Annotated in this window: 18 protein-coding genes, 3 tRNA genes and 1 pseudogene; 7 read left to right on the top strand and 15 right to left on the bottom strand. The window is 31.3% G+C overall.

Translation table 11 applies throughout. The features are described from left to right. Nucleotides 1-365 precede the first annotated feature (365 nt). The 4 genes from BMW63_RS11175 (at nt 366) to BMW63_RS11190 (ending at nt 5,405) form a co-directional block, all read left to right on the top strand. Nucleotides 366-1,667, top strand: coding sequence for a phage integrase SAM-like domain-containing protein (locus BMW63_RS11175; RefSeq protein ID WP_074723552.1), 1,302 nt, complete (start codon nt 366-368; stop codon nt 1,665-1,667). A gap of 10 nt (nt 1,668-1,677) precedes the next feature. Then, complete coding sequence (locus BMW63_RS11180) at nt 1,678-2,619, top strand: hypothetical protein (RefSeq protein ID WP_074723553.1); 942 nt, start codon at nt 1,678-1,680, stop codon at nt 2,617-2,619. An 86-nt stretch (nt 2,620-2,705) separates the two neighbouring features. Continuing rightward, nucleotides 2,706-2,981 (top strand): helix-turn-helix domain-containing protein, encoded by a 276-nt coding sequence (locus tag BMW63_RS11185; RefSeq protein ID WP_074723554.1) that lies wholly within the window; start codon nt 2,706-2,708, stop codon nt 2,979-2,981. Nucleotides 2,982-2,987: 6 nt separating this feature from the next. Then, entirely contained in the window at nt 2,988-5,405 is a 2,418-nt protein-coding gene (locus tag BMW63_RS11190; protein WP_074723555.1) for a hypothetical protein, read from the top strand. A 26-nt stretch (nt 5,406-5,431) separates the two neighbouring features. On the opposite strand, the pseudogene BMW63_RS11195 reads toward BMW63_RS11190, so the two are convergent. Next, a pseudogene (locus tag BMW63_RS11195) lies at nt 5,432-5,755 on the bottom strand (type I restriction enzyme endonuclease domain-containing protein); the annotation flags it as partial. 196 nt (nt 5,756-5,951) lie between these two features. Here BMW63_RS11195 and BMW63_RS11200 point away from each other — a divergent pair. After that, nucleotides 5,952-6,335 carry a hypothetical protein gene (locus BMW63_RS11200; RefSeq protein ID WP_074723556.1) on the top strand — a complete coding sequence of 128 codons (384 nt, stop codon included), beginning with the start codon at nt 5,952-5,954 and terminating at the stop codon, nt 6,333-6,335. A gap of 114 nt (nt 6,336-6,449) precedes the next feature. Here BMW63_RS11200 and BMW63_RS11205 read toward each other — a convergent pair whose 3' ends face one another. The 12 genes from BMW63_RS11205 to BMW63_RS11260 all read right to left on the bottom strand — a co-directional run bounded on the left by BMW63_RS11205 (nt 6,450) and on the right by BMW63_RS11260 (nt 17,906). Next, a complete protein-coding gene (locus BMW63_RS11205) occupies nt 6,450-7,265 on the bottom strand; it encodes an IS3 family transposase (RefSeq protein WP_074723557.1) in 816 nt (271 codons plus the stop codon). Nucleotides 7,266-7,288: 23 nt separating this feature from the next. Continuing rightward, the gene (locus BMW63_RS11210; protein WP_074723558.1) at nt 7,289-7,567 is read right to left on the bottom strand and encodes a transposase; all 279 of its coding nucleotides are present in this window, start codon (nt 7,565-7,567) and stop codon (nt 7,289-7,291) included. Between the two features lie 27 nt (nt 7,568-7,594). Next, entirely contained in the window at nt 7,595-8,143 is a 549-nt protein-coding gene (locus tag BMW63_RS11215) for a type I restriction endonuclease (RefSeq protein WP_074723559.1), read from the bottom strand. A gap of 1 nt (nt 8,144) precedes the next feature. Continuing rightward, the gene (locus BMW63_RS11220) at nt 8,145-9,143 is read right to left on the bottom strand and encodes a nucleotidyl transferase AbiEii/AbiGii toxin family protein (protein WP_074723597.1); all 999 of its coding nucleotides are present in this window, start codon (nt 9,141-9,143) and stop codon (nt 8,145-8,147) included. After that, the gene (locus BMW63_RS11225) at nt 9,140-9,865 is read right to left on the bottom strand and encodes a type IV toxin-antitoxin system AbiEi family antitoxin domain-containing protein (RefSeq protein ID WP_074723560.1); all 726 of its coding nucleotides are present in this window, start codon (nt 9,863-9,865) and stop codon (nt 9,140-9,142) included. Before BMW63_RS11225 ends, BMW63_RS11220 begins: the two co-directional genes overlap by 4 nt. A gap of 286 nt (nt 9,866-10,151) precedes the next feature. Beyond that, nucleotides 10,152-13,286, bottom strand: coding sequence for a metallophosphoesterase (locus BMW63_RS11230; RefSeq protein WP_074723561.1), 3,135 nt, complete (start codon nt 13,284-13,286; stop codon nt 10,152-10,154). A gap of 15 nt (nt 13,287-13,301) precedes the next feature. Beyond that, the gene (locus BMW63_RS11235; RefSeq protein WP_074723562.1) at nt 13,302-14,513 is read right to left on the bottom strand and encodes a restriction endonuclease subunit S; all 1,212 of its coding nucleotides are present in this window, start codon (nt 14,511-14,513) and stop codon (nt 13,302-13,304) included. Further along, a complete protein-coding gene (locus BMW63_RS11240) occupies nt 14,497-16,065 on the bottom strand; it encodes a type I restriction-modification system subunit M (protein ID WP_074723563.1) in 1,569 nt (522 codons plus the stop codon). Before BMW63_RS11240 ends, BMW63_RS11235 begins: the two co-directional genes overlap by 17 nt. A 1,004-nt stretch (nt 16,066-17,069) precedes the next feature. Beyond that, nucleotides 17,070-17,354 carry a helix-turn-helix domain-containing protein gene (locus tag BMW63_RS11245; RefSeq protein ID WP_083380451.1) on the bottom strand — a complete coding sequence of 95 codons (285 nt, stop codon included), beginning with the start codon at nt 17,352-17,354 and terminating at the stop codon, nt 17,070-17,072. 243 nt (nt 17,355-17,597) lie between these two features. After that, nucleotides 17,598-17,680, bottom strand: a tRNA-Leu gene (locus BMW63_RS11250). Between the two features lie 43 nt (nt 17,681-17,723). After that, nucleotides 17,724-17,796, bottom strand: a tRNA-Lys gene (locus tag BMW63_RS11255). A 37-nt stretch (nt 17,797-17,833) separates the two neighbouring features. Further along, nucleotides 17,834-17,906 (bottom strand) — tRNA-Lys (locus BMW63_RS11260). 128 nt (nt 17,907-18,034) lie between these two features. Here BMW63_RS11260 and BMW63_RS11265 point away from each other — a divergent pair. Further along, a complete protein-coding gene (locus tag BMW63_RS11265; RefSeq protein WP_074723565.1) occupies nt 18,035-18,553 on the top strand; it encodes a shikimate kinase in 519 nt (172 codons plus the stop codon). On the opposite strand, the gene BMW63_RS11270 is transcribed toward BMW63_RS11265, so the two are convergent. Together BMW63_RS11270 and BMW63_RS11275 are read right to left on the bottom strand one after the other, a co-directional pair. Then, a complete protein-coding gene (locus BMW63_RS11270) occupies nt 18,545-19,045 on the bottom strand; it encodes a phosphoribosyltransferase domain-containing protein (protein ID WP_074723566.1) in 501 nt (166 codons plus the stop codon). The genes BMW63_RS11265 and BMW63_RS11270 overlap by 9 nt on opposite strands. 45 nt (nt 19,046-19,090) lie before the next feature. Beyond that, complete coding sequence (locus tag BMW63_RS11275) at nt 19,091-19,483, bottom strand: RNA-binding S4 domain-containing protein (protein ID WP_074723567.1); 393 nt, start codon at nt 19,481-19,483, stop codon at nt 19,091-19,093. Nucleotides 19,484-19,561: 78 nt separating this feature from the next. On the opposite strand from BMW63_RS11275, the gene BMW63_RS11280 reads away from it, so the two are divergent. Continuing rightward, nucleotides 19,562-20,593, top strand: a complete 1,032-nt coding sequence (locus BMW63_RS11280; RefSeq protein WP_074723568.1) for a BamM family beta-barrel-assembly machinery protein — start codon at nt 19,562-19,564, stop codon at nt 20,591-20,593. The last annotated feature ends 67 nt before the right edge of the window (nt 20,594-20,660 follow it).

Genomic DNA, 20,660 nt, shown 5'->3' on the forward strand with positions numbered 1-20,660 from the left:
ACAAGGTCCTTAAAAAACAGTAAAAGTAAGGTTACTATTTTTTAAGGCCTTTCGATAGGACGGACGGGATAGACGAAGTCAATCCCAAAAAAGCTCTGCTTTGAAAACAAAATGCCGAAATTAAATAGTCAAAGCCAGCTTTACTATTTAATTTCGGCATTTTGTTTATTCGTGACCACGGTGGGGACATTACCCACATATTTGCATATTTCTTAAAATGTTTAAATGTACTGTTAATCAGGTAGTTGTAATTTAATTAGTGTATTCGAATATGACTAAATATGATTAAATATGATTGCGGTTGACTAACGGTTGACTAGATTTAAATTTTTTCTTACATTTGATTTGTCTAAAAAATAAAAAATATGGCTACTATAAAGTTTTTGCTTCAAAGTAAAAAGGACAACTCAAATATCTATGTTCGCTATTCAATAAATAGGAATATTGTTTTAAAACGGAAAACGGGTTTTGTTATTGATTTTAAAGATTGGAGTGAAGATAGGTCCCTCCCAAAAACTGGAAAAGAAGATTTAAAGGCATTAAAATCAAAATTAGAAAAATTAGCCACCTTTATAAATGATGCTCATAATGATGCAGTAAGTAAAGGAATTGAATTTACTGGTTCTTGGCTACAACTTCAAATTGATTTTTACAATAAAAAAACTCCTGTCGTAGATTTAGATATTTTGACAACATATATTCAAAAATACATTGATGAAGCACCCTATAAGCAAAATGCAAAAAAAGAACTAGGATTAAGTAAAGGTCGCATACAGAATTTAAAGCTATTCAAAAAGACAGTTTTACGTTATGAAAACGATGTATGTAGCAGTAAAAGTATTTTAATAAAGGATATTAATTTACAATTTGTCGAAAAGTTTAAAATGTGGTTATTTGGCAAAGGATATTCGGTTAATTATGTGGGGAAAAACATAGCGAATATTAGAACAATTTGTCTTGATGCCTCGAAGAACGATATTGAAACATCTGAGCAAATTAAAAATATTAAAGGATTGTCAGAAAGTAAAGAGCCTGAAGACATAATATTTTTAAGCGAAGAGGAGCAAGAATCAATTAAGAATGCAAAATTAGTAAGTTTAGCTCTTATAAATGCACGTAAGTGGTTATTGTTAGGTTGCCTGATTGGGCAGCGTGCTGGAGATTTACTTAACATCACAGATAAAAGCATAAAAGACCTTAATGGCATGAAAATAATCGAATTAAAGCAACAGAAAACTGGTAAGTTAGTCGCAATTCCGTTATTGCCAGAAGCGGTTGAAATAATCGAAAATGGACTACCTTATAAAACGTCTTTAGTTCGATTCAATGAATATATTAAAAAAGTTTGCCAAGCAGCGGAAATCAACACACCCACTAAAGGACGAAAAAAACTAAAGCAAGGAGAGCCAACCGTGAAAGATGTTTATCCTAAATGGGAAGTTATTAGCTCACACGTTTGTAGACGTTCATTTGCCACTAATTTTTATGGACGTATTCCAACTCCTGTTCTTATGAATATTACTGCTCATGGAACGGAGCGGATGTTCCTATCCTATATAGGAAAGACTACTTATGATAATGCATATCAAATGTTGGAATATTTCAGTAAACTAACTCCGAAACCGAAAAAATCAGTTTTAAATATTGTAGAAGAATCAGCTAAATAATTATTAAGAAATGAAAAAAAATAAATCTACCTACATCACAGATTTAACATCTGAAATACTTACAAATAAAATTTTGTTGGATGAATGGGCAGAGTTCAGTAAGGACATGGACTTCTTAGAACTATCTACTGAAATACTCTCTGATATTGATTTATTATTTAGTTGGGATTGCAATAATGTTTTGAACCTAAAATTAGCGGGTGTTTTATCTAAAGGGCAAAATTTTGAATTAAGTAGTGGAATGGTAATTCAATTGGATGAGTCCTATAGATTCCCGATGAAACCCTTTTTATATAAAATGAGTATAAAAGCCATGATTAGAAAGAAGGTAATCGAGAAGATTATTAAAGAAGATTTAATAAGTCAAGGTAATAGTTTAGAGCAAGTAGAGAATGCAGAACGAATAGTGAGAATGACAAATCTATTACGATCAGTTCAACAAATGGATAAGTATTCTTTACGGTCTCAATTAGTTTTATTTTTGAAGTTGATACCTGAGGCGATTTATAGACTCAAAGAAGACTCAAATAATTTTTACAAGAAAAAAGCAGATGAGTTTTTGCTTCCCATAAATGAAAACACTAATAACGATGAAAGTGTTGCTCTCGATTTAGCAAAAAGCACTAATTTAGAAAAAGAGAAGAACCCTTTTCCTTTATTGTTTACAACTACAGAAGTTTACAATTGTTTTTTAGAATATCAGAAATATATAGTTGATTTTTATATCGATTATTCTTATCTTAAAAAAAGATTGGAAATAGAGAAATTAATTCATAACCACAAAGACAATGAATTTATGAAAATTGTATTTGAACAGATTAAAGTTGTAAATGATAGGGATTATCAAAAGTATTTTGTGGAGGGTAAATTAAGGTCTTTAGATAAAAGCCATAGTACTCAAAGAGAAAATAATTTTAATATTGTTTTTGACACTATTTTAAATCCAATATAATTTGACTTCCCCAAATGGGAAAAAACTGCCCTAAAGGAGCATTCATTCGGATACATCTTGCGCCTAATTAACCAATATAAGGCAGCATGAACCAGATTTATTTAAACGGCATTACATTACAAGAGTTAGTTGATGCACTTTATCCATTATTCCAACTTAAGCAAGTTGAGCAACAAAAACAACAAGATCAATCTTCAAATGATTTAATGACTCGAAAAGAAGTTTGCGAACTTTTGAGCATTAACTTTTCTACACTTTGGAAACACACAAAGAGTGGTAAATTAAAAAGTTCTGGAATTGGGAACCGTGTTTTTTATTCCAGAGCGCAAGTTTTAGAAGCTGTTAAACCTATTAATTCTTAATAGGTTTTGGTTTCTACAGCTGAAAAAGCTGTAGCCAAAAAGTATATTCCTGAATGGATTAAGTTAGATTTTTTTAATGACTCTAACTTAAAAAACGACATTCAAAATCGTATTTCCTCCAATTGTAGAATTGAATTTATAAATGCTCTAAATCACATAAAAGGTGATAATAGGGACGGGGGAGGTGTGTCATTTTCAGAAATCACACTTTTAGCTATGGCTTATTTTTATTCTGAAATATTCAAGGATAAAATAAAGGATAATTACTATTCTTTAAGAATGGTAAAGGGATTTTTAGATGCAGATAATCAATCGAATTACATTGCAATACATGAGATAGATGTTGAGTTTTTTGCACTTCGTAATGATTACTATTTCAGACATTGCTGGTTGATAATTCAATCGGCTTGGTATTTTAATTCTGAGTATTTTGGACACCATCAGTATATTGATTACATCAATCATTTTATAATGACTGGTAATAAATTGCCTCTTAGTAATTATAAATTTGATAAAGTACACTTGGAAGGGAAATATGAAGATTTACAAAAACAGATCAACAAAAATTTACCAATTAATAAATTCAAGTTGGTGTCGGACTGGTACCATGGTATTTTGTTTTTGGTATGTAAAGAATTAAAATTGCCAACGACTTATTTTAATGTTATTGATAAAGACAGTAGAGAATTTAATCCATGGACAAAGACGGCTAGAATTTTACGTCATTTAGCTCCATTCAAAATAATCGAATGCGATATAAAGAGTGCTTTTCCAACCTTTTTGGATATCGAGGTCGGATCTTGTTTAAAAGATAATGTTTATAATAATTTGATGCTTTCAAAGAAAATAGGTAGAGGCGAAGCAAAAGTTTTGTTTAATACTTATTGCAATAGTGGTCGCTATAAAAGTAAAGAGGAAACAATTTCCTTCTTTGTTGAATGCGGTTACACGTTTGAACAAGCAAATGAGATTATAGATATGACACACGATCCAAAAAGAAAATTTTATTCCTTTATGACTGAACAGGAACAGAACGCTATTCAAAATTTCATTGTGATGAATGATCTCAATCGAGGAACGAGGTTACATGATGCTCTTTATTTTATAGATAACGTCATCAAACCAATGATTTTAAAAGTAAAGCCTAATTGTGATTTTGGCTACAAGGAAATTAATAGACCAGTGCTATTAGAAAGTTTTGGTTTGTCTACTAAGCGATTATCGTATGCTTATGTGAGTAGTATTCCGAAAGGTTTGAACATGATTGTAAAATATGAAGGTATTAAATCTGAAATCAAAGGAAAGGCGAATGGCTTTGTTTTTTATAAAGAGAAATATAAATATATAACTGCCAATTTTAATTTAAACGATTATACTATTGACTATGAAACTTTATGTATTCGTTTAGAAGAGATGATAAGTAGGTTAAGGTTTTTGAATGGTAAGGCGATCAAATCTAATGACTTACTTAGTATTTTAAAATTTATTAGAGCTAATAGTCAATACGTTTTTAATGTCAGGACACTATATTATAGAGCTTTGAAGTTTCAATTTAATCCAGAACATATCTTTTATAAGGAGCGAGATTATGGAATGACCAAACAGCTATTATTTAAAAAGAAAATTGAATTTCTTGCTGCAAGAAATGATGCTGAAAAGACTGTAAATACGATGAACAATTTAAAGAGCTTATTTTTTTTGATAGAAGAACGCATTAGTAAAAGTGATTATAATTATTTAAACGAATTAGAGTTGAAAGGGCATAGAAGAAATAATTCTTTGGTATTGGCTATTGTTCAAAAATTTAATTTGCTAGTTACAGGAAGAAAACGATTTTCGAAAACAATGGAACGAGATTCAATTAAGAATGAACCTCTTTATTGTGATACTATAAAGAGGTTACTTCTTAAAGCGTTGTCGTTAAAAAAGCAATTGAAAAAAGCTTACGTTAAGAATGGGATTAGTGAGTGGGAAAAGGAATTAAAAAAATATAAAAGTTTGAAAAGTACCAGATTAATAGCAAACCAACTGTTTTGGATACTTTCTGAAATTGTTGGAATTGAAACCGATTTAAATATAAATCCAGATGAGGAAATGATAAACCATTTAAAAGCTGACTTAATGGCTATGATAGATAAAAACACCTCTTTAAGTAAAGAAGGTTCTGTTTTAAAATTTGATTCCTTATATATGCTGCAAGTATCACAAATTCCAGTAATTTCTGATTTGAATACAATTTTCGAGACGAAAATGGATAATAGTATTTTTAATCAAATATCCATTGAAGAAGCTAATGTTGAAGGGGAGGTCTTCTTTAAGGAGTACTTGAAATTTCATAATATAGAACATAAACAAAAGCGTAAATTCGTACCAAATACAAATATCCAAAAGTATCAATTTCCAGAGCTTAGATTTGATCAATAAAGGAAATAAATAAGTTGTATTTACTACTAGGGATTATACTTCTTAAAATTCTCTGCTTGTTCAAAGATCTCCTTATAAATTTCATCTCTATCTACGGGAGGATAGCCATTTTCAGCAAGAAGAACTATTAGATCTGCTTTTAGTTCTGCTTTGATGTCCTCTCGTTTGCTCCAATCGGTGTATTTTGTTAAATCGTCTACCACATCTTTCACTCTTTGAGCAAGTATAAGTAGTTTGTCTTCGGGATAGACAAAATCGTATTTTTTAGCCAACGCTTTCAAAATGTCGTAAAACGCTTTTTCTTCAATGTCGATACCTAAATCTTTGAAAGATTCTTTTTCTTTTTTAAGCGCATAGGTTAACTCAGGTTAAGGATATAAAATGCTACGGTTGAGAAGAAATGAATATTTTACAATATGATTACTAATACAATAAATTAAACCCCTAGAAACTCTGAAAACATTTAGTAATATTAAGTATATTACGTCAAATATTCCCAGTATTATTACTGTATAATGTCTGTTACCACTAAGAAAAACACCATCTATGAACCTAGAATTAAATAAAAGCAGCGCTAATAAATTTTCATTTATTGAAATTGACGAAGACCAATTATATATTTCAAATCTTTTAGATAGTCATCTGTATGAGTTTCCAATAGAAAATTTTACTGAGCTTGTGTTAGTTGATATTGATAGTAAAGAAATTTTAAAACGTTTTGCTACCGTAGGAGAAGTAGATTTTGGAAAATTGAAAGTACAGTCTTTAAACGTTAGGGGAGTTTCACCTAATTTGTTAGCTAATATTAAATTCCCATCAACGTTGGAAATATTGGGGATTCAAGGAGGGGATTATATGAGTAACGTATTATCTGACAATCCGATTACAAAACATATGTGGATGACATACTATGATGCGACCCTTTGTTAAGACAACTTTTTCAAAAACTTAAGATAGTTTTTTTTTAGTTTTATTTTCCAGTTTCCTGGCTAAAATCGGAGATAACTTTTGGCTCCTTAAAAAGCCGAAAAAGTTATTCTGATTTTATGCCACTTGTTTTTTGTAATACATTTTACTCGGTGTGCTGTAATCTAACGATTGATGAAAACGTTCTTCATTATAGAATTCAAAATACTTTTTAAGTCCGTTGTACAAGCTAATTGTACTAGTATAGGCCTGCAAATATACATTTTCATATTTTACGGTTCTCCATAATCTCTCCACAAATATATTATCTATTGCTCTTCCTTTGCCATCCATGGATATTTTTACATCGTTGTCTATGAGTATTCTGGTGTGAATTTCGCTAGTGTATTGACTGCCTTGGTCAGTATTGAATATCTCTGGTTTGCCATGTTTATCTATTGCCTCTTGCAATGTTTCTGCGCACCACTGAGCACTCATTGAGTTGCTAGTACTCCAATTTAAAACATATCGGGTATGTAAATCTATTATGGCACAAAGGTACATAAAGCCTTTATCCATGGGGATATAAGTAATATCGGTAGCCCACACTTGATTTTTATGTGTAATTTTTAATCCTTTCAATAAATACGGATATTTTTTGTGCTCTTTAATGGCAATTGTGGTGCGTGGTGCTCTGTAAATGGTTTGCCAATTGGCTAATTTCATCAATCTTCGCACTCGTTTTTCGTTTACTTCAAAACCTTTTCCTTCAAGCCATACCGACATCTTTCGATAGCCATAAAACGGAGTTGCCGAATATTGAATTTTTAATAAATCCATTATTATTTTGTTTTCTTCCAATTCGTCTTTGGGTGAATAATAGAAACAGTTCCTGCTAACTAACAGCAACTTACATTGTTTAGAAATACTTAATTTCATCTTTGAATCAATCATTTTTTTTCTGTCTTCTAAGGAAACTAACGCAACTTTTTTTTTAGAAAATCGTTTTCCAATGTAAGCTGACCTATTCGCGCAAAAAGTTTTTCAGTTGGAATTTCATCTTTAACAACAACTGCTTTTTCTTGTGAAAAAACAGCAGAAATATTTTTTATGGCTTCTGCTTTCCATGACGAAATTTGAGTCGGTAATAACTCGTACTTCTTTGCTAAAACCTCAAGGGTTTCTTTTTCCTTTAACGCCTCTAAAACAACTTTTGCTTTAAATTCTTTTCCAAATACTCTTCTTGTTCTTGACATAATTATGCTAATTTAGGGTTTTTAATCCTATCTTAAATCTAAACAAAAAGTTGTACCGTTTTTGGGGAGCAGCATAGTTTTAAATTCAAAAACTACTAACGGTAATCCATTAATGTATAAAATCAAATCAGGAATACGCATTTCATAGCCTTTAATGGCTAATTGATTGACAATTTTATAAGTGTTCTTATCTTCCTCAGAATAGTCAATAAGTTGTACATAAAAGTCTTTTTGGCTGCGATCTTCACGTTTCAGTAAAAAACCATCACACACCATTTTCATAATGGCTTTATTAGTTTCATACAAGTCAGAAGAAGGGAGTCGCTCTAAATCTCTAACGATGGAGTCGATTTCAGTTGACGTAATGTTTTCGTTGGCATAATTAGTTCTTAGATAGGATTTTAAATCTTCGATAATAAGTACTTTTTCACTTACGATATGTCCGTAAACAGTCTCAGGCTCTGACGTGCCTTGATATTCTGTTTGTCGTACTTGCGCACCAATAAGATGAATCATTTTTTCTTCTTGTAGTAAACTTATAAACGCTTTTTCTAATTGTGATTCGGTAAATTTCATATTATTTTTTTTCTTCCTTTTCAGGAATTGTAATATCCCATTTTACATTCTTTACTCTGTCCCTAATTTTAATAAGGGAACCTAAAACGGCATCGCTATTTGGTAGTGTACCATATACAAGATTTGCAAATTCATTGGTGTATGTGTTTTCTAATTGCTTCCATATTTCTTCCGTTTCACGGAATAGGATAGCTTCTTTAGGGTGGTACGCTAACCATTCATTATTATTCTTAAAACTAGCAACATCATCTTGTCCAACAAGTGAAAGCATTTCTTCAAATGCGGGACTTTCAAAAAATTCTAGTATGGCAGGAACTTTTAGTAACTGGTGTAAATCGTAAGTATGGCGAATTTTATTTTGCAAGTCAGTGATTGGATTTTCTCCATAAGAAAACCGAACCAAGCTCATTATCTTTTCGCAAATAGTTCTATTTACGTGTAGCACTTGAACTTCAAAAGGCAATAAACCATATTCTTCTGCAAGCTGATGTTGTCCCGATTTTTCCATCATTGTGAAAATATAAGAGGAAATAGTGGTTTTGTGAAAAGGTTCATATCTCCCTAACCAAGTAGCTTCAACTATAATATTTTCTCTTACTTGCCCATATTTTCCAGTAACGGTTTTTGGATAGCTATAAGCGATTTTTCTAAGCATTCCCACTTTATGAGTAATCCCTTCTTCGTTAACTTCAGTTAATTTAGTTCCAACAAGATTGGTTATTTTCTTTAATTTATTTCTCAGTAGATTTCCGCCTTCATGATCACCTTTTAAAACCACTAAATCAATATCCTCAGAGAAGCGTTCAATTAAGCCAAAACATTTGGACAAAGCAGTTCCACCTTTAAAAACGGTTTCTGTTCCAATTATATCATGAAAAATGAGATGAAGTACATAAGTAACCCAATAGTCTTTTTCTACATAAATGGGTAATATCCCCATCTGTTGCGCTGTAAAGGCAATCGATTGTCTAAATAGTGTGGTGTTACCGTGTAATTTCATACTAAATTCCATTTTTGGGCAGCTTTCAAAATAGTAGCAGCACCCGATAGTTTATAGGTAGTAATTGGATTTAAGTTTTTTTGTAATAGTTCTTGGAATTGAAAAATCCCTGCTTCATCTAGTAGCGCTCCTAATAATGCTCTTGTAGATGGTGGGTATTTTTGAGACAAGCGTACCATAGTAGCCGTGTCTTTTTCGTTTCGGTTTTTTAATAGTGATAGTAAACGCAAACAAGCGGAAGCGATAGTAGTGTCAGGTATTTTCTTGATATAACGAATCGCATCTAAAAGCTGTAACAATGGAATATTTTCTTTGCTAATAGTATTCTTTTGCTTGACGAATTTAATGGTGTACTGTTCTCTTTGTAATGGTGGGCGAATTTCATTTTTAGCGATCTGAATGGTATTACTTACTTGCGTAGTCAGGCCTAGTTGATTAAAAACACTATAGCCCGTAAGATAACCAATTACTTTTCCATCATCCTCAAGCCAGTCTTTTACCACTTGAAATTGGTTGGGTTGCAATCTGCCAAAAACAGTTTGCTCAGGTTTATAGTATTTCCCTTTGGCTAACTTTGCAATTTTCCCCGAAACCACCATTCGATTCAAGGCTTTTATTACTGCTTCTTTTTTATTCACCTCAGTAGTAAAGTCAGCATAGGTGAAAACGTACCCTTTTGGGAGTCGATCTATAGTAACTGTTATGTAGTCAGTGGTTTTCATGCTTGTGTATTTACTACAAATATATACTTTTGTCCAGTTTATTATATAAAAAACTGGACATTTTTTAGAATAATATTATAATTATTTAGGTTGTTTAAGTGGGGTTATTTAACTTTGATATATCAAAGTTAAATAACCCCACCCTTTGTTTGTTTCTTGTCGCAAAAAACTAACGATTTAAGTCATACTATTTTTAATTTTATAGTGTGACAATCTCACCAAATTTTTATCCAATTTAATAAAGTTTCTACTTGTTGCTGATGTACGTTATATTTTACCATTAGATTTATTCTATTCTCAAGATTTTCACAAACTTATTTTTCTTTTCTAGCAATCCTTTTTTAATTTGTTCCTTTAATCTTTTTGGTAATTTTTGTGTTCTTATTTTTAAATCAGCAATTAAATCTAAATACAGTAATTCATTATCAGAGCCTTCTTTTGAACGTTTATATAGGTATTCTGAGAGTTTAAATAACATGTAGTTTTGAACAGGTATAGAATTTATTGATTTTATAAATTTGCTAAGATAATTGTCAAAATTAGGACCTTGAATATCTGAATATAATGCTACTGAAAGAAATTTTTCGATTTCTGATTTTGAATTAGATTCGCCTTTTAAATCAAACGCCATTTTTTGAGCAATAACGTTTGATAATTTTTGGGTCCCTAAATGTGTAAATAAAGAATACTGCATATTATATGGAATATTTTTTAATATATTTTCCAATGAAACATTTTGAGGAACAGATGGGGGTAGTTTTCCATATTCGATTAAATACCTAACCACAACTTGTGTATAAAGAATTGAATAAGTTATATTATGTTTAATGATATCATTATAAGCTCTGTTTTTTAAATCAAGATCTTCTATACCTTCAGAATTTCTCAATACATTACACATAATTAACAACATTCTATCAAAATCAATATTTGTATTTCCTTTGATTTCTTGCTTTAAATTTGAGATTTTTTCTAATTGTTCATCATACTGTTTTTCAATTGATTCTTCTGAAGGCCTACTATCTTTAATTTTAGCAATTTCAAGGTTTCTAGCTAATGGTTCATCATTTTTTGAATCTTTTTTTAGATTAATATTAAAATATTCATCGGGTGAAACTGCCTCTAATATGAAGCTCATAGGATCAAATAGCTTTTTAAACCTCTCATAAATAATCTTAAAAGTTTCTTCATCACTTCGAACTAAGCCTGTATAATAATCTAGTTCTTTTGGATAATTAAAATATCTTTTTTCATCCAAAATAAATTTCCTAAAGTCTGGATTATATTCCATTCTTTTTGCTACAAAAAAGTGCATAAAACAGACATGAGAGAATCTAACTTCGTTTTGATTATTTCTAGTAAATATTTTTCTCTCAAGTAGATATTCCATTATAACATTAGGGTCAAAAGAAAAACCAACTTTATTTTTTAAATAATCATTTATTGTATTGTAAAAATCTGTCTGGTTAAGCCAATATTCATTATTTTCTTTTTTAATGATTTTTTCAGCAATCATTGAAATTAGCTGCACTTTATTTGTGAAATCAAAATTATTTCGATAAACATTATCTTTATTGAGTTTTTCTAAAATTAACTCAACATAAATCTCCATTAATACTGCCTGATTAATTGGTTTTTTATCGCCATTTTCCATACTCCAAAGATATAAATGAACAGATAAAGCATTGTTTGGTAAATTGTAAGAAGAAAATGTATTTACTAATTTTTGTAATTTTTCTTCCGTTTTTAAAATATCATTAGACGGAAGCCATTGTTTCATTATTAGTTTGATTTCTTTTGTTTTAAGAGCTCTAATAAATTGATATGAAAAAGGGATTTTACAATGGTTGAATACTTCAGTGGGAATTATTTCCAAATTATCATGTTGATAGCCTCCAATTATTCTAACTTTTGAATATTCTTTATTGAAATTATGTAATTTATTTATTTGAGAACCAAAGTTTTTTGACTCATGATAATTTATGTTATCAATAAAAATAATAAAATTACCTTTTGTCAAAATATTTTTGACATTATCGGTATTTAATCTTGTATATTCTTTGATTATAGTAATAAATTCTTTGTTTTTAATATTATTAAAATCAATAAATACGGGTATTTTTTTATAAATATCAAATTCATCTACATATTCAACAATTAATCTATATAATAGACTTGTTTTTCCTATTTCTTGTTGTCCCAGAAACAATGTATGATTATTTGTGTTTAATATTTCATTAAAATTTGTATTAGTTTCTATTTCATCATAGTGTCCCTTTCCATCATCAATTGGAGGATAAATAAAAGATGTTTTTACATTTTGATCACCTACTTCGTTTTTACCTTTTATAAAATGGGCATTCATTTCCTCAAAATGATCTTCCTTGATGTTATCTATAGCATTGCTATAAATAGTTAAATCATTATCAGACTCCATTGTAGGTTTGGTAAAAGATTTTTTACCAGTTGGTACAATGTCAGTATTATCAACAAATTCTTTCTGCGAGTGTATATATTTTAAGTAATGACAATTTATACTTTTATTATAATCGATTATAGTAAAACCATTAATAAAAGTAGAACTATCTGATCTTATTTGATTTAATCCTGAAGGTGAAACATTGTGAAAACAAGAACCAGTAAAACCTGTAGTCATTTGTGACATATGCTCATGAACATGTCCAGAAAGTATTACATCATAATTTTTGTTTATATGAGATGCAATAACACTTTTTTCAATTTTTGAAATCCAATCTAATTGGTGATGTATTAATGCAATTTTAATATCACAATCTTCAACAAATTTGTAATTGTCATTCAATTGATTTTCTCCAATTAATATGCTACCATAGTCATCATTATCATAGCATCTCCATGATGAATTAATAGAACTTACTCCAATGCTTACTCCATCTATTTCATATTTTAGTGAGAAGTTAAACATTGAATGTAAATTATCAATTTCAATATCTTTGTATAATTCGATTTCAAAATTTTTATATTCTTCTATTCTTTTAATATATTGAAATGAATTTTCTTTTGTACTAGTATTGATAAAGTCAATTACATCATCAGAAACTAATAAAGTACCTTTTAGTCCATTTTCATCTATTTTAGAATCTTTGGTTCTATCAATGTCATGATTTCCTGGACAAATAATAAATCTTGAAATATCTAGATTCAGTTTTTCTAGTATTGGGTCAATTATATTAGTTTTGAATTCTTTTAAAGCCAAGGTTGTACCTTTAAAGTCCTTTCCCCCCTTATCAATTAAATCGCCTGTAAAAAAAACAAAATCTATATTTCTTTCTTTTGACAACTCAGTTAATTTAGAAAAAAAAGCATCTTTATAAAAACCGTTCCAATCTCTTAAAGTTTTATTATTAAGATGAAAATCAGTTAAATGTAATATTCTTATCATATCTATTTATTTTTTTTAATTTTCTACAGTTTCTATTCCACGCTCGACCTTTGTCATTCTAGCCAATAATAAACCTTTTAATTCTTCAATTTTCACTATTTCAGTATGTAATAATTTTATAGTTCCATTTAAAGGTTCAAGTTTAGTTTCAAAATATTGTAATAATTCATTGCTACCAATAATTACTCTAAATTCTTCTAAAGTTTTTCTGTCCAAATTTGGAAAAGTTGAGCCAGTTACATCTTTCAAAATAAGGTTTAAATTATTCTTTATCATTAATAAATTGAAAAATGGATATTTAGATTTAATTGCGCATACTCCTCTACCAATTGCATATTTATCATCCGATACTACAATTTTTCCAACCGTACTTCCTCTAACACATAATATCAAATCGTTCTTTTCACAATATTTTTTTGGTTCTGTAGTCCATTTGGTTTTTACAGTAAAATAACTCCCGAATTCAACAGGTCCATTTACTAGAGCAACACCATCTCCAAATTCATTATAACTTTCTCCTAATGGAGACTGCCCCATAACTATCTTTGAAAAATCATTTAATTTTCCAATTACCCACCCAACAGGAATCTCCCTTTCCAATTCCTCACAAAAAACCATCGCCCCACCATTACTTTTATAAGGTTTCCCATCAACATCAGGAAACTCAAAATCCACAAACCATTGTTTGTAAATCGCTTGTGCAGTTTCTTCGAGTTTGGTAATGAGTTGGTTGTTAAGTTGAATACGGTTTTGAATAGTATTATATTCTTTTATAATTTGAAGTTGTTTTTCTGGAGAAGGAATTGGTAATAAAGTATCGCGCATTTCTGTCCACGAAAAAATTTCTCGAGCACTTCCATGTGACATAAAACGTGCGTAACGGTCAAACTCAGGTCGGCGAAACCACATCATCAAATATTCAGGGGCTAATTCTTTAACATCCTTGACTTCAAAAACCGTATAGGCTTGAGAGACCATCCCCTGATCGTGTTCCTCCATTAAAGCAATTGATATTTTATCTCCATTTCTAGAGGTAACAGAGCCATAAGCAAACTGATTTTTTTGGATCAATTTGTAGGTTGACATATCAGTACCAATAATATTAGCAATAGATGGCATCAGTACTTTTTTGATACTTACTCCCATCAGAGGAGCTTCAATCAATGCTTTATTTCGAATATTTACTTCTTGTATATAATCGCCTAATCGCTTATAATTTGATCCCATAACCTAATTCTTTGAAAACGGTTAGTAAATCATTTTTAGATTGGGCTTCGGCTTGCAGTAATTCTGAAAATTCTTTTTGAAGCGACTTCATTTTATCATCAAAATCAATGTTCTCGTCACGGTTTACAAATTCAATATATTTACTCGGAACTAAGGAGAAATCTTTTGCAACTACTTCTTCAATAGAAGCAGCATACGAAAACTCCGCTACGTTGCTGTATTTATTTAAATCGGTTTGCCAGTTGTGGTAGGCTTGTGTGATTTCTATAATATTCTCTTCAGAAAACTGCGTGTATTTCTTTTCGAACGGAATTCCTTTTTCTCTTAAATCAAGAAATAAGATTTCATTTTGCCTGTCACGGTAGTTCCTCGTTTCGTCTGGTAAGGTAACTGTTCGTTCTTTTTTGTTTTTATTCAAAATCCAAAGCGTTACACTAATATCAGTGGTATAAAACATAGATCGTGGCAAAATCACAATACTTTCTACCACATCATTTTCAATCAGCTTTCTACGAATTTTATATTCATCACCGCCACCAGATAATGCACCATTAGCCAAGATAAACCCAGCTACACCATTCTCAGATAGTTTGCTTACCATATTCAAAATCCAAGCATAGTTGGCATTAGAGGTAGGAGGAACATCATAGCCTCTCCAACGAGAATCGTCTACTAATTCATCACTGGCACGCCAATCTTTTTGGTTAAAAGGTGGGTTGGCCATAATGTAATCGGCTTTTAAGTCGGGATGTTGGTCACGACCAAAAGTATCCGCAGCAACATCGCCCAAATTAGCCGCTATACCACGAATGGCTAGATTCATTTTGGCTAGTTTATAAGTAGTAGCCGTATATTCTTGTCCGTATATGGAGATTTCTTTTTTGTTTCCGTGGTGGTTTTCGATAAACTTGATTGATTGCACAAACATACCACCAGAACCACAAGCGGGATCATAGATTACACCTTTGTATGGTTCAATCATTTCGGCAATTAGATTCACAATGCTTTTTGGGGTGTAGAATTCGCCTTTTCCTTTTCCTTCGGCAAGAGCAAACTTACTCAAGAAATATTCATAGACACGACCTACAATGTCTTGTTGCTTGTCTTTTATAGTGTCGATATTGTTGATGGTGTCTAACAAGGCTGCGAGTTTACTCACATCCATATTCAAACGAGAAAAGTAATTGTCTGGCAATGCACCTTTAAGAGCAGGATTGTTTTTCTCTACGGTATGAAGAGCGGTGTCAATCTTTAAGGCAATATCATTTTGTTTGGAATTTTGTATAATGAAAGACCAACGAGATTCTTCAGGTAAAAAAAAGATGTTTTTCATGTTGTAAAACTCCTTCATCTCGATGAACTTCTCTTTGCCTTCTTCAATCAATTCTTTGCGACGTTCTTCAAATTTATCGCTGGCAAATTTTAGAAAGATCAACCCCAGTACTACGTGCTTATATTCTGATGATTCTACTGTTCCTCGGAGTTTATTTGCTGATTCCCAAAGGGTTTCTTCTATTGATTTTTCTTTTTTTGCTTTTACTTGTTTTGCCATTATGAATTAGTTGCTGTTATGCTTTTACGTTAATTGATTTACTCGTAAAAATAGGATTTAAAATACAATAACCTATTCAAATACGAAACAGCTTTGTAATGTATTTTATAAAAAGCTCATGGAGTGATTTGTAATCGGTTCATTATTATAAAAACCAAAACTTAGCTGATAAATTTGTTTTTGCTTACGGTTTTCCACAATTTGATGCGTTAAAGCCATTTTTAAATCCGTTTGAATTAGATTAATGTCTTTTCGCTTGGTCAATTGTAAAATAACGAGGATTTTAAGAATCTGGCAATACCCACTTTTAGTGATATTTATCTCTTATTTATTATTAAAGTAAAGTTAGGAATAAAGTCCGTTTTTTATTGGATTTTGTTTTTCGCTAGCGACACACGCTAGCGATAGTTTTTTAGTTCGTTAGCGTGTGTCGCTAGCGTGTTATTAGAGCTCGTTAACGTGATATAGCGTGAATTAACGTAGTTTTATTCTAATTCTAGCCTTTTTATAAGGGTTATTATAAAGATTAAGAATATCACAGGAAAGGAGATCTTGAGTAAATTAGTTTTGGAGTTGATCGATTGTAGTTTAAATACGTTCAAAAAATTATTTTCTAATATAGCATACCTAGAGATTAGCTATTGTCTAAAATTCAACAATATTCGGAAATGTAAAAACATGTAATCGCATCATAAGATATTCAAGGCAACTAGTATTCAATATATGCGGAATGATGTCTAAAGATGCAAAACCTTGTCTTTTTTTGTAAAAATGTGTAATTCTATGTAATCAGATGTGCAGAACTGAACTAGATCAAATGTGAAAAGATGTATTTTTATGTAAAAAGATGTAGTAACAAAATCTTAGGTAATCTTAAACCGTGCTATTCTTTTCAAGCTGCCCCATTAGAGAGGCGGTTCAAATTCTTATAAAACGAGAAGTAAATAGTATATTTAACATCTCGTCTCATTAACTTGAACGAAAGTCTATCGTAGTGAGCTTAATTAAAATTTCCGTTTTATTAACGCTTTATATATATCAGTCTTTTTGTAGCGAACTAAATTACCTATTCGATAAGATTGAAGGATATTTTTTTTATCCCAATCGTATAGAGTAACGAGTGAAACAGATAGAATTTTTGCGGTTTCATGTCTTGTCAGTAATTTTTCTTCGTCGGGATCTGTAAAAGGAAGGATTAGATCTTTTAGAGCTAGAAGTACTCCTTTTATTATTTCATCCTTAAACTCTTCTGCACTGATGTTCTCGATTTGTATTATTTCTTTTTTCATGATACCTAAGATTTTAGTTACTTTTAAAAGTAAATGTATTAATCTTGATGTGAATCGGGAGTTATATGTGGTTTTGTGAAAGAAGAAAATAGCTAAAGCCTGTGGTGAAGAGTATGTGGGGAGAAGGTGATTTATACTCTAAAATGGATGTAATAAAAAAAGGTTTTAATCTTGCATTTTTCAACTTGGTTGACTAAATGTTGACTAAAACCTTTGCTAAGTCCCTAAAATAGGGATTGAAAGTGACCACGGTGGGATTTGAACCCACACGCCCTTGCGAGCACCAGCCCCTCAAGCTGGCAAGTCTACCGTTTCTCCACGTGGCCTGAAAATAAAAAAGGTCAAGTAATAAATTACTCGACCTTTTAGTGACCCGACTGGGGCTCGAACCCAGGACCCCATCATTAAAAGTGATGTGCTCTACCAACTGAGCTATCGAGTCAATGCATTCAAGTAAATTATGTGTTGATCACTATTTGTGACCCGACTGGGGCTCGAACCCAGGACCCCATCATTAAAAGTGATGTGCTCTACCAACTGAGCTATCGAGTCATAATTTCTTTGCTTGAATGCGGGTGCAAATATAAGGACTTTATTTGATGTTTTCCAAAGAATTTTGCTTTAAATTTGTCTTTTTTTAACAATAAATCTTAACGCCTTAGTTTATAAGGTTTTATTCTATGAGAAAAATTATATTATTAGGTTATATGGGGTGCGGGAAGTCTACTATTGCTAAAACACTATCAAAAATCATTAGGGTACCGTTTGTCGATTTGGATGAATATATTGAAGAAAAAGCGGGTTTGTCTATAAATGCTATTTTTGAACAGCACGGAGAAATTAAATTTAGGAAGATGGAGCATGCCGCTTTTGTCGACTTGTTAAATGCTCCCGGAGATGTCATTATTGGTCTTGGCGGAGGTGCTCCTTGCTATGCTAATAACCACGAATTGTTACATGGTAAGAATGTACTATCTGTTTATCTAAAAGCTTCTATTGAGACCTTATTTAATAGATTGGTCGCCAATAAAAGCAAAAGACCCCTTATCGCCAATAAAAATGAAGAGGAGATGAAGGAGTTTATTGCGATGCATCTTTTTGAAAGAAGCTATTATTACAATCAAGCGCAACACATAGTTAGTGTTGATGAGAAAACTGTTGATGAGACAGTTTTGGATATTCTTGCTATTTTAGCTTAAATAGGCATAGCTGTTTCCGTTTTCATCAAAAACGACTTGCACATGCTCTAATAGTGACGTGGATAATGAAATTCCTTTGAAATCGGCTTTTACGGGGTACTTCTTGTGATTCCGGTCTACTAGAACCGCTGTTTTGAATTTTTTCAAGGGAACGTCTAAAAAGTGTCTTATGGCATAGATTAAAGTCGTACCTGAATTTAGGACATCATCAACAAGAATTAAACCCTTGTTTGCATATTTTTCTTTTGTCAAAGAAGTCTGTATTGGTAATTCTGGGTTGACTTTGTTAATTTTAACTTCACATAATGAAACTTTTAAAGTGGAGATACTTTGCAGTTCTTTAGCAATTTTTTCTGCAAAAACGAATCCATTGCTTGCTATCCCAGCGAGAACAACTTCATCCTCATCGACAAAGGTCTCATAGATCTGGTAGGCTATTCTTTTTATTTTATGTTCAATTTCTTGATTCGTTAAAATGATATTCTTGCTCATTTTTCTAGTTTAAAGTTTAGTGTTTGAAGAGTAGTAATTTTGACACTAGTTCTCTTCCTCTTCGTCAGTTTTTATTTCATTTCCAAATTCGTCAATATCTCTTCTATCTTTTTTGGTAGGTCGTCCAGTACCATTTTTTCGATAGTGCTCCTTTGATAATTTCAATAGTTCGAGATGCTGGTATGCTTCCGCAGGAGTATCATTTCTTCGGTACATATCAACTAGTTTTGCCCCTAAACGGCTTTCTGGAATGTCTAAAACGGTAATGATTTGCGTGATTTGGTCTTTTCTGAAGGTGATTTTATCAGTAGGAAAAACCTCCTTTGATGGTTTCGCAACAAGGCCATTTACAGTAACATGATTTTTTTTACAGGCTTCTGTTACCATATTTCTAGTCTTGTAATATCGGACACACCATAAATATTTATCTATTCTCATAAAAATTCTAAAATCAGAGTTAAATTGTTTACAAAAATCAATCAATATTGTATCTTGCGCACTTAAAAATCAGCTATAATGAACAAATTTAAGTATTATTTTATTTTATCAATTACAACCCTCTCTTTATTTTCATGTTCGAAGAATAATGACACTGCCGAAATTACTCCTCCTAGAGAATATGCAGTACAATATGCCACTGATATTACTGATATAGAAGAATATTTGAATACCTATTATATAACCGTTACTAATAACCCTGGCTCTTCTGATGATCAGGATGTAGTTTTTACTAAGATTCCCGATGGAGGCACTCAAGCTTCCATTATGTCGTATAAAGATAAAACTACTTTTCCTAAATTGTTAAGTAGAGACGTATCTCTGCACGATATTACTTATAAATTATATTATTTAGTATTGAGAGAAGGGGTTAAAGAGTCACCTTGTAATGTAGATGGTGTGTTGGCAGCTTATAAAGGTGATTATCTACAGCAAACTTTAGTGTCAGGCGTGACTTCATTGACTGCAACAGCGTTCCAAGAAGTTAAATATCCTCAAACTTTTTTTTCTTTATATACAATTGAGAATGTTCCACTTAGAGCATGGAGTGAGATTTTTCCACAATTCAAGACTGGGACTGCAGAATCAAATGGCAATGACGGAACTGTATCGTACAAAGATTTTGGTGCAGGAGTGATGTTTATTCCCTCTGGATTGTCCTACTATTCTTCGGGAAGTGATAATATTCCTGCTTATGCGCCTTTAGTTTTTAGTTTTAAATTATATGCATTGCAACGACTGGATCAAGATGGCGATGGTATTCCTTCTTATCAAGAGGATTTAAATGGCGATGGTTATATGTATTATTATGGAAATACTGTCAATTATCCAACAAGTCCTGCAGATAAAATCCGTTATGCTGATGATAGTGATGGGGATGGAATTCCTAACTTTTTAGACGTCGATGACGATGCAGATGGTTATGGTACAAGAAGTGAAATTACAAAAGCTGATGGAACATTAATGGCTTTTGATGCTATACCGAGTTGTAATGGTGATACATCTGATCCTGCACGAATCAAAAAACACTTAGATAAAAGTTGTCATTAAAGTATAGACTGAAAACAAAAAAAAATCCCATCTCTTTTTAAACGAGATGGGATTTTTTTTTGGATAT

The sequence above is a fragment of the Flavobacterium frigoris genome (assembly GCF_900111075.1).
Taxonomy (GTDB): domain Bacteria; phylum Bacteroidota; class Bacteroidia; order Flavobacteriales; family Flavobacteriaceae; genus Flavobacterium; species Flavobacterium frigoris.

Bases quoted from the DNA above. Each gene is read 5' to 3' on its own strand.
- BMW63_RS11245 (WP_083380451.1), bottom strand. From the start codon at position 17,354: ATGAAAAAAGAAATAATACAAATCGAGAACATCAGTGCAGAAGAGTTT.
- BMW63_RS11200 (WP_074723556.1), top strand. From the start codon at position 5,952: ATGAACCTAGAATTAAATAAAAGCAGCGCTAATAAATTTTCATTTATT.
- BMW63_RS11180 (WP_074723553.1), top strand. From the start codon at position 1,678: ATGAAAAAAAATAAATCTACCTACATCACAGATTTAACATCTGAAATA.
- BMW63_RS11230 (WP_074723561.1), bottom strand. From the start codon at position 13,286: ATGATAAGAATATTACATTTAACTGATTTTCATCTTAATAATAAAACT.
- BMW63_RS11275 (WP_074723567.1), bottom strand. From the start codon at position 19,483: ATGAGAATAGATAAATATTTATGGTGTGTCCGATATTACAAGACTAGA.
- BMW63_RS11280 (WP_074723568.1), top strand. From the start codon at position 19,562: ATGAACAAATTTAAGTATTATTTTATTTTATCAATTACAACCCTCTCT.
- BMW63_RS11175 (WP_074723552.1), top strand. From the start codon at position 366: ATGGCTACTATAAAGTTTTTGCTTCAAAGTAAAAAGGACAACTCAAAT.
- BMW63_RS11185 (WP_074723554.1), top strand. From the start codon at position 2,706: ATGAACCAGATTTATTTAAACGGCATTACATTACAAGAGTTAGTTGAT.
- BMW63_RS11205 (WP_074723557.1), bottom strand. From the start codon at position 7,265: ATGATTGATTCAAAGATGAAATTAAGTATTTCTAAACAATGTAAGTTG.
- BMW63_RS11225 (WP_074723560.1), bottom strand. From the start codon at position 9,865: ATGAAAACCACTGACTACATAACAGTTACTATAGATCGACTCCCAAAA.
- BMW63_RS11270 (WP_074723566.1), bottom strand. From the start codon at position 19,045: ATGAGCAAGAATATCATTTTAACGAATCAAGAAATTGAACATAAAATA.
- BMW63_RS11240 (WP_074723563.1), bottom strand. From the start codon at position 16,065: ATGGCAAAACAAGTAAAAGCAAAAAAAGAAAAATCAATAGAAGAAACC.
- BMW63_RS11265 (WP_074723565.1), top strand. From the start codon at position 18,035: ATGAGAAAAATTATATTATTAGGTTATATGGGGTGCGGGAAGTCTACT.
- BMW63_RS11220 (WP_074723597.1), bottom strand. From the start codon at position 9,143: ATGAAATTACACGGTAACACCACACTATTTAGACAATCGATTGCCTTT.
- BMW63_RS11210 (WP_074723558.1), bottom strand. From the start codon at position 7,567: ATGTCAAGAACAAGAAGAGTATTTGGAAAAGAATTTAAAGCAAAAGTT.
- BMW63_RS11215 (WP_074723559.1), bottom strand. From the start codon at position 8,143: ATGAAATTTACCGAATCACAATTAGAAAAAGCGTTTATAAGTTTACTA.
- BMW63_RS11235 (WP_074723562.1), bottom strand. From the start codon at position 14,513: ATGGGATCAAATTATAAGCGATTAGGCGATTATATACAAGAAGTAAAT.